This is a genomic window from Psychrobacter sp. 1U1 (assembly GCF_051847535.1).
In the GTDB taxonomy this organism is placed as follows: domain Bacteria; phylum Pseudomonadota; class Gammaproteobacteria; order Pseudomonadales; family Moraxellaceae; genus Psychrobacter; species Psychrobacter saeujeotis.
The window spans coordinates 53,541-70,610 of the sequence record NZ_JBPYDD010000009.1 but is presented as its reverse complement, the minus strand read 5'-3'; the positions used below and the strand labels follow the sequence as shown (position 1 = coordinate 70,610).

15 protein-coding genes and 1 tRNA gene are annotated in these 17,070 nt (G+C 43.9%); 9 read left to right on the top strand and 7 right to left on the bottom strand.

The features are described 5' to 3' along the window. Positions 1-9: 9 nt before the first annotated feature. Positions 10-723, top strand: a complete 714-nt coding sequence (locus ACS8FB_RS12800) for a hypothetical protein (RefSeq protein ID WP_439263434.1) — start codon at positions 10-12, stop codon at positions 721-723. Positions 724-811: 88 nt separating this feature from the next. Here the strand turns inward: ACS8FB_RS12800 and ACS8FB_RS12795 are convergent, their stop codons facing one another. After that, positions 812-1,576, bottom strand: a complete 765-nt coding sequence (locus ACS8FB_RS12795) for a hypothetical protein (protein WP_439263432.1) — start codon at positions 1,574-1,576, stop codon at positions 812-814. Between the two features lie 238 nt (positions 1,577-1,814). After that, positions 1,815-2,762 (bottom strand): NAD(P)-dependent oxidoreductase, encoded by a 948-nt coding sequence (locus ACS8FB_RS12790; protein ID WP_439263430.1) that lies wholly within the window; start codon positions 2,760-2,762, stop codon positions 1,815-1,817. 224 nt (positions 2,763-2,986) lie between these two features. Between ACS8FB_RS12790 and ACS8FB_RS12785 the strand changes: the two genes are divergently transcribed. Then, on the top strand, positions 2,987-4,309 hold the full coding sequence (locus ACS8FB_RS12785; RefSeq protein WP_439263428.1) for a valine--pyruvate transaminase: 1,323 nt from the start codon (positions 2,987-2,989) through the stop codon (positions 4,307-4,309). A 50-nt stretch (positions 4,310-4,359) separates the two neighbouring features. On the opposite strand, the gene ACS8FB_RS12780 is transcribed toward ACS8FB_RS12785, so the two are convergent. The 3 genes from ACS8FB_RS12780 to hisB form a co-directional block, all read right to left on the bottom strand. Then, entirely contained in the window at positions 4,360-4,749 is a 390-nt protein-coding gene (locus tag ACS8FB_RS12780; protein ID WP_439263426.1) for a hypothetical protein, read from the bottom strand. A 164-nt stretch (positions 4,750-4,913) separates the two neighbouring features. Further along, the gene (gene hisH / locus ACS8FB_RS12775; protein WP_439263424.1) at positions 4,914-5,558 is read right to left on the bottom strand and encodes an imidazole glycerol phosphate synthase subunit HisH; all 645 of its coding nucleotides are present in this window, start codon (positions 5,556-5,558) and stop codon (positions 4,914-4,916) included. Further along, positions 5,559-6,185, bottom strand: coding sequence for an imidazoleglycerol-phosphate dehydratase HisB (gene hisB, locus ACS8FB_RS12770; RefSeq protein ID WP_439263422.1), 627 nt, complete (start codon positions 6,183-6,185; stop codon positions 5,559-5,561). Between the two features lie 290 nt (positions 6,186-6,475). Between hisB and ACS8FB_RS12765 the strand changes: the two genes are divergently transcribed. Both ACS8FB_RS12765 and ACS8FB_RS12760 read left to right on the top strand, forming a co-directional pair. After that, positions 6,476-6,898, top strand: a complete 423-nt coding sequence (locus ACS8FB_RS12765) for a hypothetical protein (RefSeq protein ID WP_439263420.1) — start codon at positions 6,476-6,478, stop codon at positions 6,896-6,898. A gap of 125 nt (positions 6,899-7,023) precedes the next feature. Beyond that, positions 7,024-7,099, top strand: a tRNA-Phe gene (locus ACS8FB_RS12760). 74 nt (positions 7,100-7,173) lie between these two features. Here ACS8FB_RS12760 and ACS8FB_RS12755 read toward each other — a convergent pair. Continuing rightward, complete coding sequence (locus tag ACS8FB_RS12755; RefSeq protein ID WP_439263418.1) at positions 7,174-7,548, bottom strand: hypothetical protein; 375 nt, start codon at positions 7,546-7,548, stop codon at positions 7,174-7,176. A gap of 194 nt (positions 7,549-7,742) precedes the next feature. On the opposite strand from ACS8FB_RS12755, the gene ACS8FB_RS12750 reads away from it, so the two are divergent. From ACS8FB_RS12750 to ACS8FB_RS12740, 3 genes are all read left to right on the top strand, one after another. Continuing rightward, positions 7,743-8,243 carry a DUF4385 domain-containing protein gene (locus ACS8FB_RS12750; RefSeq protein ID WP_439263416.1) on the top strand — a complete coding sequence of 167 codons (501 nt, stop codon included), beginning with the start codon at positions 7,743-7,745 and terminating at the stop codon, positions 8,241-8,243. Positions 8,244-8,387: 144 nt separating this feature from the next. Continuing rightward, positions 8,388-9,065, top strand: coding sequence for a phosphoglycolate phosphatase (locus ACS8FB_RS12745; protein WP_439263414.1), 678 nt, complete (start codon positions 8,388-8,390; stop codon positions 9,063-9,065). Positions 9,066-9,149: 84 nt separating this feature from the next. Then, a complete protein-coding gene (locus ACS8FB_RS12740) occupies positions 9,150-10,859 on the top strand; it encodes a formate--tetrahydrofolate ligase (RefSeq protein WP_439263412.1) in 1,710 nt (569 codons plus the stop codon). A gap of 12 nt (positions 10,860-10,871) precedes the next feature. Here the strand turns inward: ACS8FB_RS12740 and ACS8FB_RS12735 are convergent, their stop codons facing one another. Then, a complete protein-coding gene (locus ACS8FB_RS12735) occupies positions 10,872-12,458 on the bottom strand; it encodes a YifB family Mg chelatase-like AAA ATPase (protein WP_439263411.1) in 1,587 nt (528 codons plus the stop codon). Between the two features lie 264 nt (positions 12,459-12,722). On the opposite strand from ACS8FB_RS12735, the gene ACS8FB_RS12730 reads away from it, so the two are divergent. Then, complete coding sequence (locus ACS8FB_RS12730) at positions 12,723-15,167, top strand: penicillin acylase family protein (protein WP_439263409.1); 2,445 nt, start codon at positions 12,723-12,725, stop codon at positions 15,165-15,167. A gap of 387 nt (positions 15,168-15,554) precedes the next feature. Further along, positions 15,555-17,018: an oxygen-independent coproporphyrinogen III oxidase gene (gene hemN / locus ACS8FB_RS12725; protein ID WP_439263462.1), complete on the top strand. Its 1,464-nt coding sequence runs from the start codon at positions 15,555-15,557 to the stop codon at positions 17,016-17,018. Positions 17,019-17,070: the final 52 nt, after the last annotated feature.

Here is a 17,070-nt window from a genome sequence, read left to right as displayed (position 1 = left end):
GAGAAAGAAATGTTACAAGAAAAGCTGTTTGAGCGTTATATGAGTATTGCTGAAGAGCATCAAGAGTTTTTAGAAAAATCCTTATCCTATAACGATTTAGCAAAACTACTTTTGGGCAGTGTACCTGATGAATACGAAAAAGCGCCTAATAAAATACTAATTGTTGGTAGAGAAACTAAGGGTTGGTTAAAGAGTTGGAATGACTTCCAATATGATAAAAATGGAATTAAGCGGTCAATGGATAAGAGTAAAGAATTCGTACGAGACCAACTAAAAGAAAAGAAAAAAGATACTCGTGGTAAATCATTCTTTAATTTTGTACGTGATGTTGCGAAAAAAAGTGGCGATAATGGTGTTTTATGGGCTAACATCTATGCCTCTGACTATAAGGGCGGGCATATCAATCACATAAAAGATAAGGACATGATAAAAGAGATAGAAACTATTTCTAAAAAAATTATTGTCGCTCAAATTGAGGTGCTAAATCCCGATATCATCATATTCGCTACAGGCAATCAGGGCATTGCAGCAAGACGTAGATACTTCCCAAATTCGGAGTTGAGAGAACGTACAGCTATTGCAGGCTACCACTCAAAGGATTTATGGGCTTTTAAACTACCCGAGTATGATGCTCAGTGTTATCGCATACACCACCCTAGTTCATTTAGTAATGAGAAAAGGCAAGCAAGACAAAAACTTATTGAAATATTACCGAGCATATAATTATTAAGTGTTAGTCAATCGCTCTATAGGCATCGTCTGGAACAAAAAACTTTATAGCCTTTTATGTGTCGAAGCGAGTCATGATTTGTTAATTTTGCGATGGCTCGTCGGGGTATATTACACTGATATAAGCATTGTTTAATTTACTCATTGCCATGCCATAAAGCACCATGTCAGAGTCATTCATTTTCCGATTAACCATTTCTATAATTTCACTAGATTGCTCAAGGTTTCCAGGGTTAATTGTTTGGATGTAAAGCAATAGACTTCTAACGTCTTTTATAGGAAGGTTACCTATAAATCCTTCAACCTCCTGTTTATTTTTCTTGAAAAAATCGTCTGATAAATAAAGTTTTGATTCTGCATATTGAGTATATGGACATTGATTAAAAAAGCTGATGATGTCATTCAGATCCATAGCAATATAGCTTCCATGCACACTCAACATAGCTTGGAACTGATTTACAATCCTATCAACCTGCTTAAGCTCACAGCAAACCACACCATCTATGACGTTATTAATCTCCACAAATCTACGACTGGTTCTTATGCCAATTAACAATTCTGCACCTGACTGTTCTTTTAATGCACTAAGACCTTCTTCATTCCACTCATCGTCAAATAAAAAGAAAGCGCAGCAACAAGGTACGCTAAAGTCACCTTTAGGATCATACATTTTAAATTGTATTTTTAGTTTCCAGTCGTTGATAATATCATCTGGTATAGAGTATTTTGAGCCTGTTGATTTAGTAGATTTAGGCTGAAAATCTTGGTCTGTAATACTGTTTCCATTATCTTTTGATGGTTTAGTTTTGAGGTTAACTTCATCAAGTGTTCGCTGTACATTATTCACTGTAATTCCTTTTATGATCTAAAATAGCTCTATCTGAAGTACGCTGCCATAGCATTTTCATAAAGTTTACTGAACATAATAGCAGAGCTTATTCGGTGGATTACACCTTATCTACATCTTCTACGAGAGTTTGACAAGCGAAAAGCAGGATTGGCTCCAAAAACCCAAGCCCTCAAAATCGCAAACCAAAACCCTCTCAATTCACATCTCAGTTATTTTAATCCCAACCACTTTAATTCTAGTTATTTTCAATAAAGTCATTGATTTGTCGAGTGATTATCTTCCATAGTTTGACTTGCGAGGCTCGGCTGCCTGCACCCATATGCGGGGTTAGAATGATGCGAGGATGACCTTCATTGGCAAGCTGGACAATCGGGTCATTTTCACCGGCAGGTTCTTGTTCAAAGACATCAGTAGCATAGCCGAGTATTTGCTCCTGTCTGACTGCGCTAGCTAAGGCCTCGCTATCGACAATCTTGCCACGTGCGACGTTGACCAGTAGCGGTTTTTTGCTCATTTTGCTTAGAGTATCTTGGTTAATGAGATGTTTTGTTTCCTCGGTGAGCGGGCAATGTATGGTGATGACATCTGACTTGCTGAGGACGGTTTCAAAGTCGGTGTAGTCGTCATTACGAGGCTTGCAACCTTGGCGCTCTGCCCATAGGACGTTCATGTCATAGGCTTTGGCAAGCTTGGTAATCCGCTTACCAATGTCACCGATACCAATCATACCGATGGTTAAGCCCTCGAGGTCAATGGCCTCAGCATCGATGATGTCGGCTCGCCCCTTCTCCTTCCATTCACCACTTTTAACTTTGTTATGATAATTGATACTGGCACGCATGGCGCTGAGTAGTAGCATCATGGTGTGCTCGGCGACGGTAGCACTGGCAAAATCTGGTGCGTTGAGGACTTTGACGTCGTTGTCTTCGCAAGCTTGTTTGTCAATATGGTTGGAGCCGACAGAGAGGAGCTGGATGAGTTTGAGATTGGGTAGCGCCTCAATCACTTCACGCTCGATACGTAGGGAGCCATTAATCATGATGTCGGCATCTTGACAGCGCTCAATGATGGTTTTATTGTCTTGTGGGGTTTCTTCAAAGGTGACGTAGTCGGTTATTTTTTCGGGGGTAGGTCGCTCTAGCTCGGCAGCAAATCTTTTTTCATCGAGTAATACGGCTTTCATGAGGTACTCCTTTTTTAGTAATAGCTTTTTTATTTAGCACTTACTATATAAGGGTTGCAGATGAGGATGTGTTAGCGTTTGTTGGACATCGGACGAGCTCTTGTGTATTAAGGTCTGCATCAAGCAAGGTTGTTTACTCACCTTGTCGCCGTCATTTGATATACTAGCGCCACTTTATCAATCAAATAATATGACAACCCTCTCCAAAACAGCATGGTAACCTTATGAAATTCTCAAAATTTGGTCAGAAATTTACTCAGCCGACTGGTATCTCGCAATTGATGGATGATCTGGGCGATGCGCTAAAAAGCGATCAGCCAGTCAATATGCTTGGTGGTGGTAACCCTGCCAAAATTGATGCGGTGAATGAGTTGTTTTTGCAGACTTACCAAGCGCTTGGTAATGACAGTAACGCTAGTGATCCTGATAGTAGCGCCATTATTAGCATGGCAAACTACTCCAACCCGCAAGGTGATGCTGAATTTATTGATGCCTTAGTTGGCTTTTTTAACCGTCATTATGATTGGAATCTGAGCGCGGAGAATATTGCTCTGACCAATGGCTCACAAAACGCCTTTTTCTTCTTGTTTAACCTATTTGGCGGTGCTTTCATTGATGAAAAGAATGAGTCTGTCGATAAATCGATTCTATTGCCGCTCACGCCTGAATACATCGGCTATAGCGACGTACACATCGATGGTCAACACTTCATGGCTGTCCTGCCGCATATCGATGAAGTCACGCATGATGGCGAAGAAGGCTTCTTTAAATATCGGGTGGATTTTGAGGCATTAGAGAACTTGCCAGCGTTAAAAGAAGGTCGTATCGGCGCAATTTGCTGTTCACGTCCGACCAATCCAACGGGTAACGTGTTGACCGATGAGGAAATGAATCATTTAGCCGAGATTGCCAAACGCTACGATGTGCCGCTGATTATCGATAATGCTTATGGTATGCCGTTTCCTAATATCATTTATTCAGATGCGCATTTAAACTGGGATGACAATACGATTCTGTGCTTTAGCCTGTCCAAAATCGGTCTGCCTGGTGTGCGTACCGGTATCATTGTCGCCGATGCGAAAGTGATCGCAGCGGTCAGCGCGATGAATGCGGTGGTCAATCTAGCACCGACACGCTTTGGTGCAGCGATTGCCACACCACTGGTAGAAAACGATCGTATCAAGCAGTTATCTGATAATGAAGTTAAGCCGTTTTATCAGCAGCAAGCAAAACTCGCTGTGAAGCTGTTAAAAGAAGCCTTGGGTAATTATCCGCTGGTTATTCATAAGCCTGAAGGCGCGATATTTTTCTGGTTATGGTTTAAAGATTTGCCGATTACTACCCTTGAGCTGTACGAGCGTCTCAAAGAAAAAGGCACATTGATTGTGCCAAGCAAATACTTCTTCCCTGGTGTCGACGTCAGCGATTACCAGCACGCGCACGAGTGTATCCGTATGAGCATCGCCGCCGATGAGCAGACGCTGACGGATGGTATTAAGGTGATTGGCGACGTAGTACGCGAGCTGTATGATGAGGCCAAAAAATAAGATTAGCTGCTAAAATCATAAGCTCAAATAGCAAAAAAAAAACGGACTGTTTAATAGTCCGTTTTTTTATGGCGTTTGGTCAATGAGGCAGGTTTATTGGCTGGTCGAAAGATGGCTGTCCACTTATTTAATGCATGTAGCACGTAAGGTACTAAGCAAGTATTCACCAAATCATGAAAACTTGCCTTGATATCTACCATTCCTAATGCAAAAAACCCTCTTGGTCTAATGATATGACGGTTGTCCAAATACTCACCTAATAGAGCGACACCCGTCACCACGATCAATGCGATGAATGATCGAATACCTTGCTTTTTGATAATAGGTAGCAGTAAGAGTAGACAAAGCAGATAGACGCCGACGCCAACATAAATATGCAGCGCATCTTTGGCCAATCCTGTTATGTCGATGATATCAATTTTAAAGGCGGTAAAGTCCACTGAGATATTCCAAGTATAAGCGAGCAAAAAATAATTGAGCGTATCATTAAGCAACAATAACTAAAAATGAATAATAAAAATAACGGATAATAAAAAAGGCAGATTATACAAACGATAATCTACCCTATTCTGAAGCAAGTATGCAATTTATGTTTACTACCTATCTACACATCCCACTCGACGAAATTCTTTAACAGCTGCAAGCCAGCAGTATGGCTTTTTTCTGGATGGAACTGGGTGGCGAATAAGTTGTCTTGGATAACGCTGGCGCAAAATGGCTGCCCATAGTCACATACCGCCGCCACTTGTGCGCTATCGGCAGGCGCACAGTAATAGCTATGTACAAAGTAAAAATGCGCGTTGTCCTCAATACCATTCCATAACGGGTGGCTAGTATCCATCTCCGTAATCGTGTTCCAGCCCATGTGCGGCACTTTAATCGTCGCGCCTTGCTCGTCCGTCCACGCCGGGTCAAAGGCTTCTACCGTGCCATTTAAGATGCCCAAACAGTCCGTGCCACCATTCTCCGCCGACTGCTCAAACAACGCCTGCATACCGACACAGATAGCCATCACAGGCTTGTTAAATATCGCATCACGCACGACCTCATCAATACCCGCTTCATGCATACCAATCATGCAATCGCGCATGGCTCCGACACCGGGGAAAACGATTTTGTCGGCAGCAGCGACGACTTTTGGGTCATTGGTGATAGAGACGTCTGCGCCTACTGCTGATAGTGCTTTGCCAGCAGAGTGCAAATTACCCATGCCATAATCTAATAGTGCAATTTTAGTAGCTCTACTCATCTAGAACGCCTCTTTGGTCGACGGTAGCGTATTCAATGCACGCTCATCATATTCACACGCCATACGTAGCGCACGAGCAAAAGCTTTAAAGGTAGATTCGATCTGATGATGGCTGTTTTTACCTTTGAGATTGTCTAAATGCACGGTCATCCACGAGTGGTTAACCAAGCCATAGAAAAACTCACTAAATAGATCGACATCGAAAGTACCCACGTGCGAGCGCGTAAACGGAATGTCCATGTGTAACCCAGGGCGACCTGAAAGATCGACAACGGCACGGGTCAATGACTCGTCAAGTGGCGCATAAAAATGTCCGTAGCGACGGATGCCTTTTTTATCGCCAAGTGCTTTATTGAATGCCTGCCCAAGGGTAATGCCCGTATCTTCGACGCTGTGGTGATCATCGATGTAAGTATCGCCAGTACATTTGATGTCAAGGTCAAACAAACCATGACGCTTAATTTGATCAAGCATATGATCTAAAAATGGCACGCCAGTATCGACAACTCCTTGACCGGTTCCATCAAGATTGACTGTACAAGTGATTTGCGTCTCAGCAGTATTGCGCTCAACGGTGGCCGTGCGTGCTGGGCGGCCGTGTAGATTTAAGTTTGAATCAGTTGTCATGGCTACTCTCTATCAATGAAAAGCAAACAATAAAAACAGGCCTAAAAAAGCCCGGCGAGGTCCAAATGTGAGAACGATAAAACACAAATAGTCAAAAAAACTAGTTATTATTAATAACGTTAAAAAATAATAACCTTATCATAGCAAACCCTACCATTTACCGCCATGACCAAGCGTTAAACCGCGTACAAAATCATGTCATTCTGCTAAAATAGTGAATTCAGTTTTATCAATCATTACCTGCGCCGACTTTACAACGCCATGCTATATCAATTTACTAGGAACCAACTATGCCTTTAGAAGCGATTGCCATCAATAGCTTGGATGCCCCACTCATCAAAAAACCTGCGCGTGAAAATGAGTTATCTGAGCGCTTGCATGCCTTATATGATAGCGATGATACGCAGCCTAGTGGCATAGAAGTATTAAATATCGTTACGCAAGGTTTTAAACGTGGGCAATATTTATACGTCGGTATGTTTAATGATAAACCCATCGCTGCGGTAGCCTGCTTCGATGACGGGCAAACCAATGCCAAGCGCTTGCAGTATTTGACCGTACACCCGCAAAATAAAGGCCGCGCCATTGATGCTAAGTTTATTAAATTGGTCTATGATGCTGAGGTTAAAAAAGGTGTTCGTGAGTTTGTCCCTGTTGATACAGACATTCATCGTATTATGAGCAAGTATGAGCTACTGCGTGTTAAAGAGTGAGCAAAAGTAACATTGTCTTTATTTTGACTGCTTATACCCACCTATTTTTAAGCTTTTCTCATAATTATGCAAAAATAGCTTGACAGCAACGCGTATATTTAGTTTAATAGCGACCTCAACGAGACGGCTCGATAGCTCAGTAGGTAGAGCAACGGATTGAAAATCCGTGTGTCGGCAGTTCGATCCTGCCTCGAGCCACCATTCGTTTGACGAATTCTAAAAAGCCCCGAACAGCAATGTTTGGGGCTTTTTTTATGTTTAATTTTTGGTTCGATCTATTCTTGATACAACCGGCCGCGTAAGAGCAGCTGACAGCGCTCACGCGAGTCCAAATCATAAATCGTCGCGCGGTAATCAATACCATGCCGCCCTTCAAAAAATATCACCCGATCGCCCACTGCTAAAAAACAAGACGTACGCGCATCATAGATAAAACCATCAATCACAAACGCCAAATCACGATCTGTCTCGCGTACTGTATAACTTTCTCCTTGCGGTATCAAACGCTCAAACCACGCACTATGAGCAGTATTAGTGCTTAGCACACTTATAAGCAGCAGCGCTAATAGTATGAATGCACGTTTTAATGACATCGTAAAAGTCGAGCTAGCTAGACTGCTTTTATTTACGATATTTTTACTAACTGTCATGACATCTACCTACTCAGACCTGCCCAATGATTGATTCTACTAATGACTCTTCTTATGCTAAACGCTTACTGTCACGGTTGCATAACATTTTTGTGCTGTTTTTTAGACAGGGGTGCTCAGTATACTCGATAGTATTGATAATGATAAATTTGATAGCTCAATACTAAAAAAATGACTACGAATAAGGAAAGACTATGAGAGAGTTTGATTATGATTTGGATTATAAAAACCTAGATTTGCGCGCGCATCCTGAGCTATACCGTGTCGGTCGCGGTGAGCAAGGCGTCCTATTGGTTGAGCCTTATAAGTCCGAAATATTGCCACATTGGCGCTTTGCCACGCCTGATATTGCAACCGAAAGCAGCGAGACCATTTATCAGATGTTTTTGGATTATCTAGCTGCTGATGACTTTGTCGGTGCCGATATGGCACGCAAATTTATCCAAATGGGCTATACCCGTGCGCGTCGCTACGCCAATCATAAAGGCGGCAAAAAATATAAAGGTCCCGTACCTGATGATAAAAAAGGTCAAAGCGGCGCGCATGGTCGTGAAGAACTGCCACGGCAAGAGGAGGATCCTATCAAAGCGGAATCTGCACGTATTTTTAAACAAAAATGGGATGAATGCCGCGAAAACGAAACCTATCTAAAGATGAAAAAGGAACACCGCGCGCGCTATAAAGAGGTTGAATAGCATATGTTAAAAGTCAGATATTAAAAACATTAGTAACAGTTAGTTTTAATGGTTTGCTGTGCTATGGTAAGACAGAACGAAAACCTAAAATTTAAATCTGATAACTTAAAAAACGAATGCAATACTTCTAGGTAGCGAGGAATAATGGATAAGCAACTGTTAATTTTTGATTTCGATGGCACCTTAATTGATAGTGTGCCAGATTTGGCTGATGCGACCAATGCGATGCTAACCACTCTCGGTAAAGAAACCTACTCTCTCGACACCATACGCAATTGGGTCGGCAATGGCTCAAGAATGCTGGTCGAGCGCGCGTTGGTAGGCAAAATAGAAGTCTTAGAAGGTGAGCTGACGATTGAAGAGGCCGATCACGCAGAGCAAGTATTTTTTGCCGCTTATAACAATATTAGCGGTAGCAAAACCGTCGCCTACCCAGATGTAGATAACGGACTAAAAAAACTCAAAGCTGCAGGCTATACGTTGGCGTTAGTGACCAATAAGCCCATTCGTTTCGTCCCCAAAATCTTGCAATCTTTTGGCTGGCAGGATGTGTTTGTAGAAGTCTTAGGCGGTGATAGCCTGCCTGTTAAAAAACCAGACCCCGCGCCGCTACTCTATGTCTGCGACACGTTAAATGTCACCCCAGAACAAGCGATTATGATTGGTGATTCAAGAAACGATATATTAGCCGGACAAAATGCCAATATGGACACCCTTGGGCTGTCTTATGGTTATAACTACGGGCAAGACATTCGGGAGCTAAATCCTACTCGAGCATTTGATGATTTTGCCGCTTTGGTTGAATACCTTTTGAAGAATTAAGCTCTAGTGTATTTACAACATTTAAAACACTAAGCAAATAACCCTTTACCCTACGCACTTGCATTCTGCAACGAGACCTTTGATATGACCGTACCTAGCGATATTGCCATCGCCCAAAGTGTTACCTTACAGCCTATCAATGACATTGCACAAAAACTTGGTTTATCAACCACTCATATCGAACCGTACGGACATTATAAAGCAAAAATAAATCCAGCCGATGTGTTTGCCATGCCAGCTAAGGCCAAGCAGAGCAAATTAATATTGGTCACTGCCATTAACCCAACGCCTGCTGGTGAAGGCAAAACCACGGTCACCATCGGCTTAGCAGATGCACTAAACCGTATCCACAAGCAACAAAACAGCGGTGAAAGAACGGCGGTTGCCATACGTGAGCCCTCCATCGGCCCGGTATTTGGAATTAAAGGCGGCGCAGCTGGTGGCGGTTACGCGCAAGTACTGCCCATGGAAGATATCAACCTGCATTTTACCGGTGACTTTCATGCGATTGGGGCGGCAAATAACCTGCTGGCGGCGCTATTAGACAATCATATCTATCAAGGTAATGCGCTCAATATCGATCCCAAACAAGTATTCTGGCGTCGGGCAGTCGATATGAATGATCGTCAATTACGCAATATTATCAGCGGCATTGGCAAAACTACTGATGGCGTGATGCGTGAGGATGGTTTTGATATCACCGTTGCTTCTGAAGTGATGGCTATCTTTTGCTTAGCGACAGACTTGAACGATTTAAAACAACGCCTAGGCAATATCTTAATAGCGTATAACAAAGACAAACAGCCAATCTACGCCAAAGACCTCAATGCTCATGGTGCGATGGCAGTACTCCTAAAAGAAGCTATCAAGCCAAACTTGGTACAGACGATTGAGGGCACGCCTGCCATCGTCCACGGTGGCCCCTTTGCCAATATCGCCCATGGTTGCAACTCGGTCATTGCGACTCGCGTTGCCATGCATTTGGCAGACTATACCCTTACTGAGGCGGGCTTTGGTGCCGACCTTGGTGCGCAGAAGTTTTGTGACATTAAGTGTCGCTTATCAGGATTGACGCCTGATGCAGCCGTTATTGTCGCCACCATTCGAGCGTTAAAATACAATGGTTGTGTCGCTAAAGACAATCTAACCACTGAAAACTTAGCAGCGCTTGAGCAAGGCCTGCCAAATTTAATGAAGCATATCGAAAATATGCAAGAAGTCTACGAACTGCCTGTAGTCGTCGCCATTAACCAGTTTGTCAGTGATACGGACGCTGAGATTGAGCTAGTACGACAAGCCTGCCTAGCAAAAGGTGTGGAAGTTGCCTTAACGCAAGTATGGGAGAAAGGCGGCGCGGGCGGTGAAGAATTAGCACACTCTTTAATTAAGCTGCTTGAGGATAACAGTCATAAACCCAGCCAATTTCGTTTGGCTTATGACAGTGACAACAGCATTGCGGATAAAATTCGCACGATTGCACAGCGCATCTATGGGGCAGATGATATTGATATCAGTAGTCTGGCCGAGGCCAAAATACGCCGCCTAGAAGCATTGAATCTTGATAAGATGCCAGTATGTATCGCCAAAACCCAGTATTCGCTTAGTGATAATGCCAAACTACTTGGTCGACCTACAGGCTTTGATATTCATGTGCGCGATATTAGTATTTCCTCTGGCGCAGGGTTTATCGTGGTCATTTGCGGCCCTATCATGAAAATGCCTGGCCTGCCTAAAACCCCTTCTGCTGAGCATATTGATTTAGACGATGCGGGTAATATCACTGGGCTGTTTTAATTCAATAATAAACTACTTACTACGATAACTCAGCGCCTCAGACACGTGGGCGCTGGTAATATCGATACTATCGGCAAGATCAGCGATGGTACGCGCCACTCGCAACACTCTATGATAACCACGGGCAGATAAATTTAAGCGTTGCTGAGCGAGCTGTAGTAATTGCTGCTCGCCCTCGCCCAACTGAATATACTTATCAATCTCGCTAGGGCTCAGCTCGTTATTTACTTTCTGTTGACGCTTTAACTGATGTTTATGCGCGGCGGCTACTCGCGTGCGTACCTGTTCGGAGCCTTCGCCAGCTTGGGCATTTTGCAGGTCTGCTATCGGTAATGCTGGCACGGTAATATGTAGATCGATCCTATCTAGTAGCGGTCCTGATAACTTGTCTTGGTAACGCTTAATCTGTTCAGGTCGACAACGACAGCGGCCTGTTCCGTCACCATCGTAGCCGCACGGGCAAGGATTCATCGCCGCCACCAATTGAAAGTTTGCTGGAAAGGTCATCTGCGAGTTGGCACGGCTGATGGTGATTTGCTTGGCTTCTAGCGGCTGACGCAATACTTCTAACACCGTACGATCAAATTCTGGTAATTCGTCAAGGAATAACACACCTTTATTGGCAAGCGTAATCTCACCAGGTTTGGGGCGTGAGCCACCACCGACCAAGGCCACCGCTGATATGGTGTGATGCACTTGTCTAAATGGCCGTGTGCCATAATCGTAGTCGCTATCTGCAACAGAATAGGTGCTCGCCACTTCTAACGCATCCTCATCACTTAGATCCGGCATGATAGTCGGCAGCCGTGATGCCATCAATGTTTTGCCTGAGCCAGGCGGCCCTGTAAATAACAGCGAGTGACCACCCGCTGCGGCAATCTCTAGCGCGCGCCTAGCATGATGCTGACCTTTGACATCTGCCAAATCTACTTTATAACCTGTATGCTGCTGTGTTGGTTTAGACTGGACCACCTCTAAATGCGTATCTGTAGCACTGGGGTCTGTTAGCGATTGCAGATGATTACAGACAGCCTTTAAGTTTTGGGCGGCCAATATCGTAACGCCATCGACACGGCTAGCTTCAGCGCCATTATCAATCGGTACGATTAACGCTGCGGTTTGTGGTTTTTGGTGTTGCTCATTCAGTGGTGGCTCACTATTTTTTGACGACTTCGATACTTTTGACGATTTTAAAGCCAACGCTTCCGCTTTTATCGCGCGTGCGACTGCTAAGCTGCCTGTCACCTGCCGAAGCTCACCATTCAGTGCCAACTCACCGATAAACTCAAACCCTGACAGTGACTCTGGATCAATCTGATCGCTGGCTGCCAAGATACCGATAGCAATCGGCAAATCTAGCCTAGCACCTTCTTTAGGCAGGTCTGCTGGGGCTAAGTTAATAGTCAAACGGCGATTGGGAAATTGAAATCCTGAATTAAGAATGGCTGAGCGCACTCTATCTTTACTCTCGCGTACAGCAGCTTCTGGCAAACCTACAATGGTCAATGCTGGCAGGCCTTGGGACAAATGTACTTCAATGATGACTTTGGGAGCATGTAGGCCCACGACCGAACGGGTATAAACTTGAGCAAACGACATCGGCGTTTCCTAATATAGAGAGCCATTAATCATAAAGTATTATTAACCAACGCGCAAATGTCGTGTTTTATCACTGGTGTAGATGACCGATGTTGTTATATGATGAGTAAATGCTCTTATATTTAGCGTTGGCTGATTGGTACAGGATGGCCATCAGTATTAAAGAGCATTGGCAATAAAAGGATTTTATTGATCATATAAAGCTCGATAATTATTGTTTTTAACGGCTTTATACACACCAACTAACCATGGATGGATAAGCTTATGAGCATTGATATGCTTAATAAGCGTGTGCCTAGGCTCGCGCTACTCACAGTCGCAGTTTCTTTTGGGCTGTCTGGGTGTTTTGGCGACGACGATGACGACTTTACGATTTCTCAACCAACTTACTCCGTAGACATTCAGCGTACCGAGTTCGGTATACCTCATATCACTGCTAATGATTATAAAAGTCTCGGCTACGGGGTAGGCTATGCTTTTGCCGAGGACAACCTCTGCTCCCTAGCACATGAACTGGTGGTCGCTAGCGGTGAGAGTATGCGGTACCTAGGTGATCAAGGCAACTTAGCCAACGATGTATTTTATACGTGGTACAACTCTCCTGAGCGACGTGCTGAATTCCTAGCGGCTCAAGATCCTGAAACTATCGATGCGGTAACAGGTTATGCGGCAGGATATAGCAGGTACTTACGCGATACAGGAGCTGCCAATATCGACCCCGCTTGTGCCAATGCTGAATGGGTCCGAGAAATCACTACCGATGATTTATTGACAGTTTATGGCAAAGCCAACCTGCGCGGTGGACTCTCTAATTTTGTCGGTGCTATCGCAGCAGCTGCACCGCCAGCGCAAAATGTAGTGATGGGCAGCTCAAGAATGAGCAGCGCTGCGACAAACCCAGTAGCCGAATCCGTGCCTGAATTCGATATGACAACGATCAACGTCTTAAATGGCGGTAGTAATGCTTATGCCTTTGGTAGCGATGTGACTGGTACCGACAAGGGTATTCTTTATGGTAACCCGCATGAACCATGGAGCGGTGTTCAGCGCTTCTATGAGTTTCATCTGACTATGCCAGGTAAGCTGGATGTGATGGGGGCGGCCCAACAAGGTCAGCCCTTTATCAATATCGGTTTTAACAAGGATGTGGCATGGAGTCACACGGTTTCTACCGCCAAACGCTTTACCCTTTATCAGCTAAGCTTGGTAAACGGTGACCCGATGAAGTATAACTATCTAAATAGCGACGGTATGCTTGAGCAGCGTGATATCGAAGAAGTTGAGGTAACCGTTAAGTTGCCAGATGGCGGGGAACGCGTTGAATCGTTATATGTGTCTCACTATGGACCTATGTTGAATGCCAAAGCGCTAAACGGTCAACTGCCTGGTTGGGGGGACGCAAGCAACGTCGCCTATACTATTCGCGATGCAGCTTCTGAAAATCCCCGCGCGCTCAATCAGTGGCGTAGTATGAATATGGCAACTAGCGTTGAGGACTTAAAAGATAGAATGCAAAACATTCTAGGCCTGGGGTTTGTTAATACCATCGCAACCGACCGTTACGGTAAAGCACTGTATGCAGATATCTCAACCGTGCCTAATGTGACCGCAGAAAAACTAGCAACCTGTAGTGCTAATGCTGGTCCCGCTCTTGGCGCTTTAATAGCATCAAACTTACCTGCGCTCAATGGTAGTACTGCCGCTTGTGAATGGGGTAATGATGCAGATTCACCGCAAGCAGGTATCTTTGGCGGCTCAAATTTACCGTTCTTAATTCGTGATGACTATGTGCTTAACTCAAACGATTCTTATTGGCTGAGTAATGCAGATAAGCCCCTAACAGGATTTTCACCGTTATTGAGACGTGAGTTATTACCTCTCTCTGAAGATGCCTCGCCATTGTCTCCACGTACTCGTATGGCCTTTACTCAAATATTCGATCGATTGGATAATACGGATGGTCTAGGCGGCACTACTTTCAATCTTGATAATATGCAAGAAGTTGTCTACGGCAATCGCAGTTATGGTGCTGAATTGGTACTGGATGATGTTTTAGACGATTGTCAAGCTGCTCCGACCTTGCCTCTAACTGGTGGTGGTACCATCGATGCTACTCAAGCTTGTACTATCTTGAGTAACTGGGATCGTCGTAATAACCTTGATAGCCAAGGCGCTCATGTTTTCAGAAAATTCTGGACCAACTTTGGGTTTAATAGTTATGCAGGATTTAACACTCCATTTGATAAAAATGATCCTATCAATACCCCTCGTGATTTAATCATCAATGACAAAACGCGTACTGCTCTAGGCGACGCTATCAACTATTACAATAGTAAAAATATTGCACTTGATGCCACGCTTGCCGATTTACAGTTCGTCATTGATGAAGGCACAAACGGTGAGAAAATCTCAATGCATGGTGGCTTCGGAGGCGAAGGCATCTTCAATGTCGCAAGCTCAAGTCAAAACGACGATGGCACATATGGGCCAATCACCCACGGCCCCACTTATATGCAAGCGGTAACCTTTGATAGTAAAGGTCCCGTTGTAGAGGCGCTATTAGGTTATTCACAAGCTTCAGATACGACGCGACCTTATCATCGTGATCAAACGCGTCGTTACTCTGCTAAGGACTGGATACGCATGCCTTTTAGCAAAACTGAGATCAACAATCAGGCCGTAGGTAATGCGATTCAATTAAGAGAATAAATATCACCCAAATTTAACCGAATAAAAAAGACCTTAGATGAATTCTAGGGTTTTTTTATCAAAAAAAATAAGCAATATTTAACATACTAAAAAATCCATTAAGCTCCCCACTGCGAGTAAGGATTTGTTATACTAGCGACTGTCCACTTATCTGTAAATAACGCGATAAACAATCCTTTTATCTATCGTCGTTTTGGATAAAATGAGTACAAAACGTGCTACTAAAATAAATTACTAATCGATGTTTGCGTCGTTAGCGGTTAACTCTACAACAGTTAACCATACTATAGTCAAAACGAGGAGTGTCGCATGACGGATCATTCAAAACAAAATATCCAGCAGCCTTATAATCATGCTAACGAGCAGCCGACTACAGTACGCCCTGTCATGCAGCCAGATAATCCGTACGCCAGTACGCGCGGCAGCATTACCAGCAAACAGCTACCAGCATTCGATGAAGCGATGATCAATAAATACAATCGCTCAGGGCCACGCTATACTTCTTACCCGACCGCGTTAGAGTTCTCACCGATGCCAGAGGGTCTTGAAACAAAAATTTTGCAAAACCGTGAAGCTCGTGCTCCATTATCCCTATATTTTCATATTCCATTTTGTCGTCATCTTTGCTACTACTGCGCCTGTAATAAAATTATCACCAAAAAAAATAGCGACTCAGGTGATTATCTACAATACCTCATCAAAGAGATTAAACATAAACGTCGCTTATTGGCTGTGCCAGATGGTAGTGATAAACCACTGGTTAAGCAACTACATTTAGGCGGTGGTACGCCAACCTTCCTAAGTGACAAAGAGATGGTACAATTGTGGGAGTTTTTGCAGACCCAGTTTGAGTTTTTACCTGAAGATGAAGGCGACTACTCTATCGAGATTGACCCACGTGAGTTGAGTGGCGAGACCTTAAAAGTATTGCGCAGCCTTGGTTTTAACCGAGTCAGCTTAGGCGTACAAGATTTAGACGAGACCGTACAAATCGCGGTCAATCGTGTGCATTCAGCAGAATTGATTGAAAACGTACTCACTGAAGCGCGTGAATTGGGTTTTCACTCTATTAATATTGATCTAATTTATGGTCTGCCGCATCAAACGCCTGCTACCTTGGACACAACGGTACGCCGTATCATCGAGATGTCACCAGATCGTCTGTCGGTATTTAACTATGCGCACCTGCCAGAGCGCTTTAAAGCTCAGCGTCAAATTAAAGACGAAGACCTGCCAGATCCAGCGGCTAAGCTCACTATGCTTGGCAATACCATCAATACACTGACTGAGGCGGGCTATCAATATATCGGTATCGACCACTTTGCCAAGCCTGATGACGAGTTGGCTGTCGCACAGCGCGAAGGCAAGCTGCATCGTAACTTCCAAGGTTACACCATCATGGGCGACTGTGACTTGCTAGGCTTTGGTGTCTCATCCATCAGTCAAATTGCCAATGCCAATACCCGCTACATCCTACAAAACGATACCGATCTACAAGCCTATCAAGCCAGTATCGAGGCGGCGCAGATCAACCCTGCTATCATGCCAGCGGTAAAAGTCATCAAGACTTCTATCAAAGATCGCTTGCGTGAATATGTGATTATGAATTTACTCTGTCACGATTATATCGACTTTAAAGACGTCAATCAGAAATTTGGCATCGATGCTATTACTTACTTTATTGAGGAAATTCAACAATTGGGTGAGATGCAAAAAGATAGGCTTGTTGATATGGACGCCGCTGGCATTCGTGTATTACCAAAAGGTCGCTTGTTAGGACGTAACGTAGCCATGGTATTTGATGAATATCTTGAGACAAAACATAAAGATCGCTTCTCTAAAGTCATCTAGGCTCATGAAACATAGAGCCAGTTATCAGTTATAAAAAAGACCTCACTCGAGG

Coding starts and splice junctions, on each gene's coding strand:
- ACS8FB_RS12740 (WP_439263412.1), top strand. CDS start 9,150: ATGACCGTACCTAGCGATATTGCCATCGCCCAAAGTGTTACCTTACAG.
- hisB (WP_439263422.1), bottom strand. CDS start 6,185: ATGACAACTGATTCAAACTTAAATCTACACGGCCGCCCAGCACGCACG.
- ACS8FB_RS12745 (WP_439263414.1), top strand. CDS start 8,388: ATGGATAAGCAACTGTTAATTTTTGATTTCGATGGCACCTTAATTGAT.
- ACS8FB_RS12800 (WP_439263434.1), top strand. CDS start 10: ATGTTACAAGAAAAGCTGTTTGAGCGTTATATGAGTATTGCTGAAGAG.
- ACS8FB_RS12755 (WP_439263418.1), bottom strand. CDS start 7,548: ATGACAGTTAGTAAAAATATCGTAAATAAAAGCAGTCTAGCTAGCTCG.
- hemN (WP_439263462.1), top strand. CDS start 15,555: ATGCAGCCAGATAATCCGTACGCCAGTACGCGCGGCAGCATTACCAGC.
- hisH (WP_439263424.1), bottom strand. CDS start 5,558: ATGAGTAGAGCTACTAAAATTGCACTATTAGATTATGGCATGGGTAAT.
- ACS8FB_RS12735 (WP_439263411.1), bottom strand. CDS start 12,458: ATGTCGTTTGCTCAAGTTTATACCCGTTCGGTCGTGGGCCTACATGCT.
- ACS8FB_RS12790 (WP_439263430.1), bottom strand. CDS start 2,762: ATGAAAGCCGTATTACTCGATGAAAAAAGATTTGCTGCCGAGCTAGAG.
- ACS8FB_RS12765 (WP_439263420.1), top strand. CDS start 6,476: ATGCCTTTAGAAGCGATTGCCATCAATAGCTTGGATGCCCCACTCATC.
- ACS8FB_RS12750 (WP_439263416.1), top strand. CDS start 7,743: ATGAGAGAGTTTGATTATGATTTGGATTATAAAAACCTAGATTTGCGC.
- ACS8FB_RS12730 (WP_439263409.1), top strand. CDS start 12,723: ATGAGCATTGATATGCTTAATAAGCGTGTGCCTAGGCTCGCGCTACTC.
- ACS8FB_RS12785 (WP_439263428.1), top strand. CDS start 2,987: ATGAAATTCTCAAAATTTGGTCAGAAATTTACTCAGCCGACTGGTATC.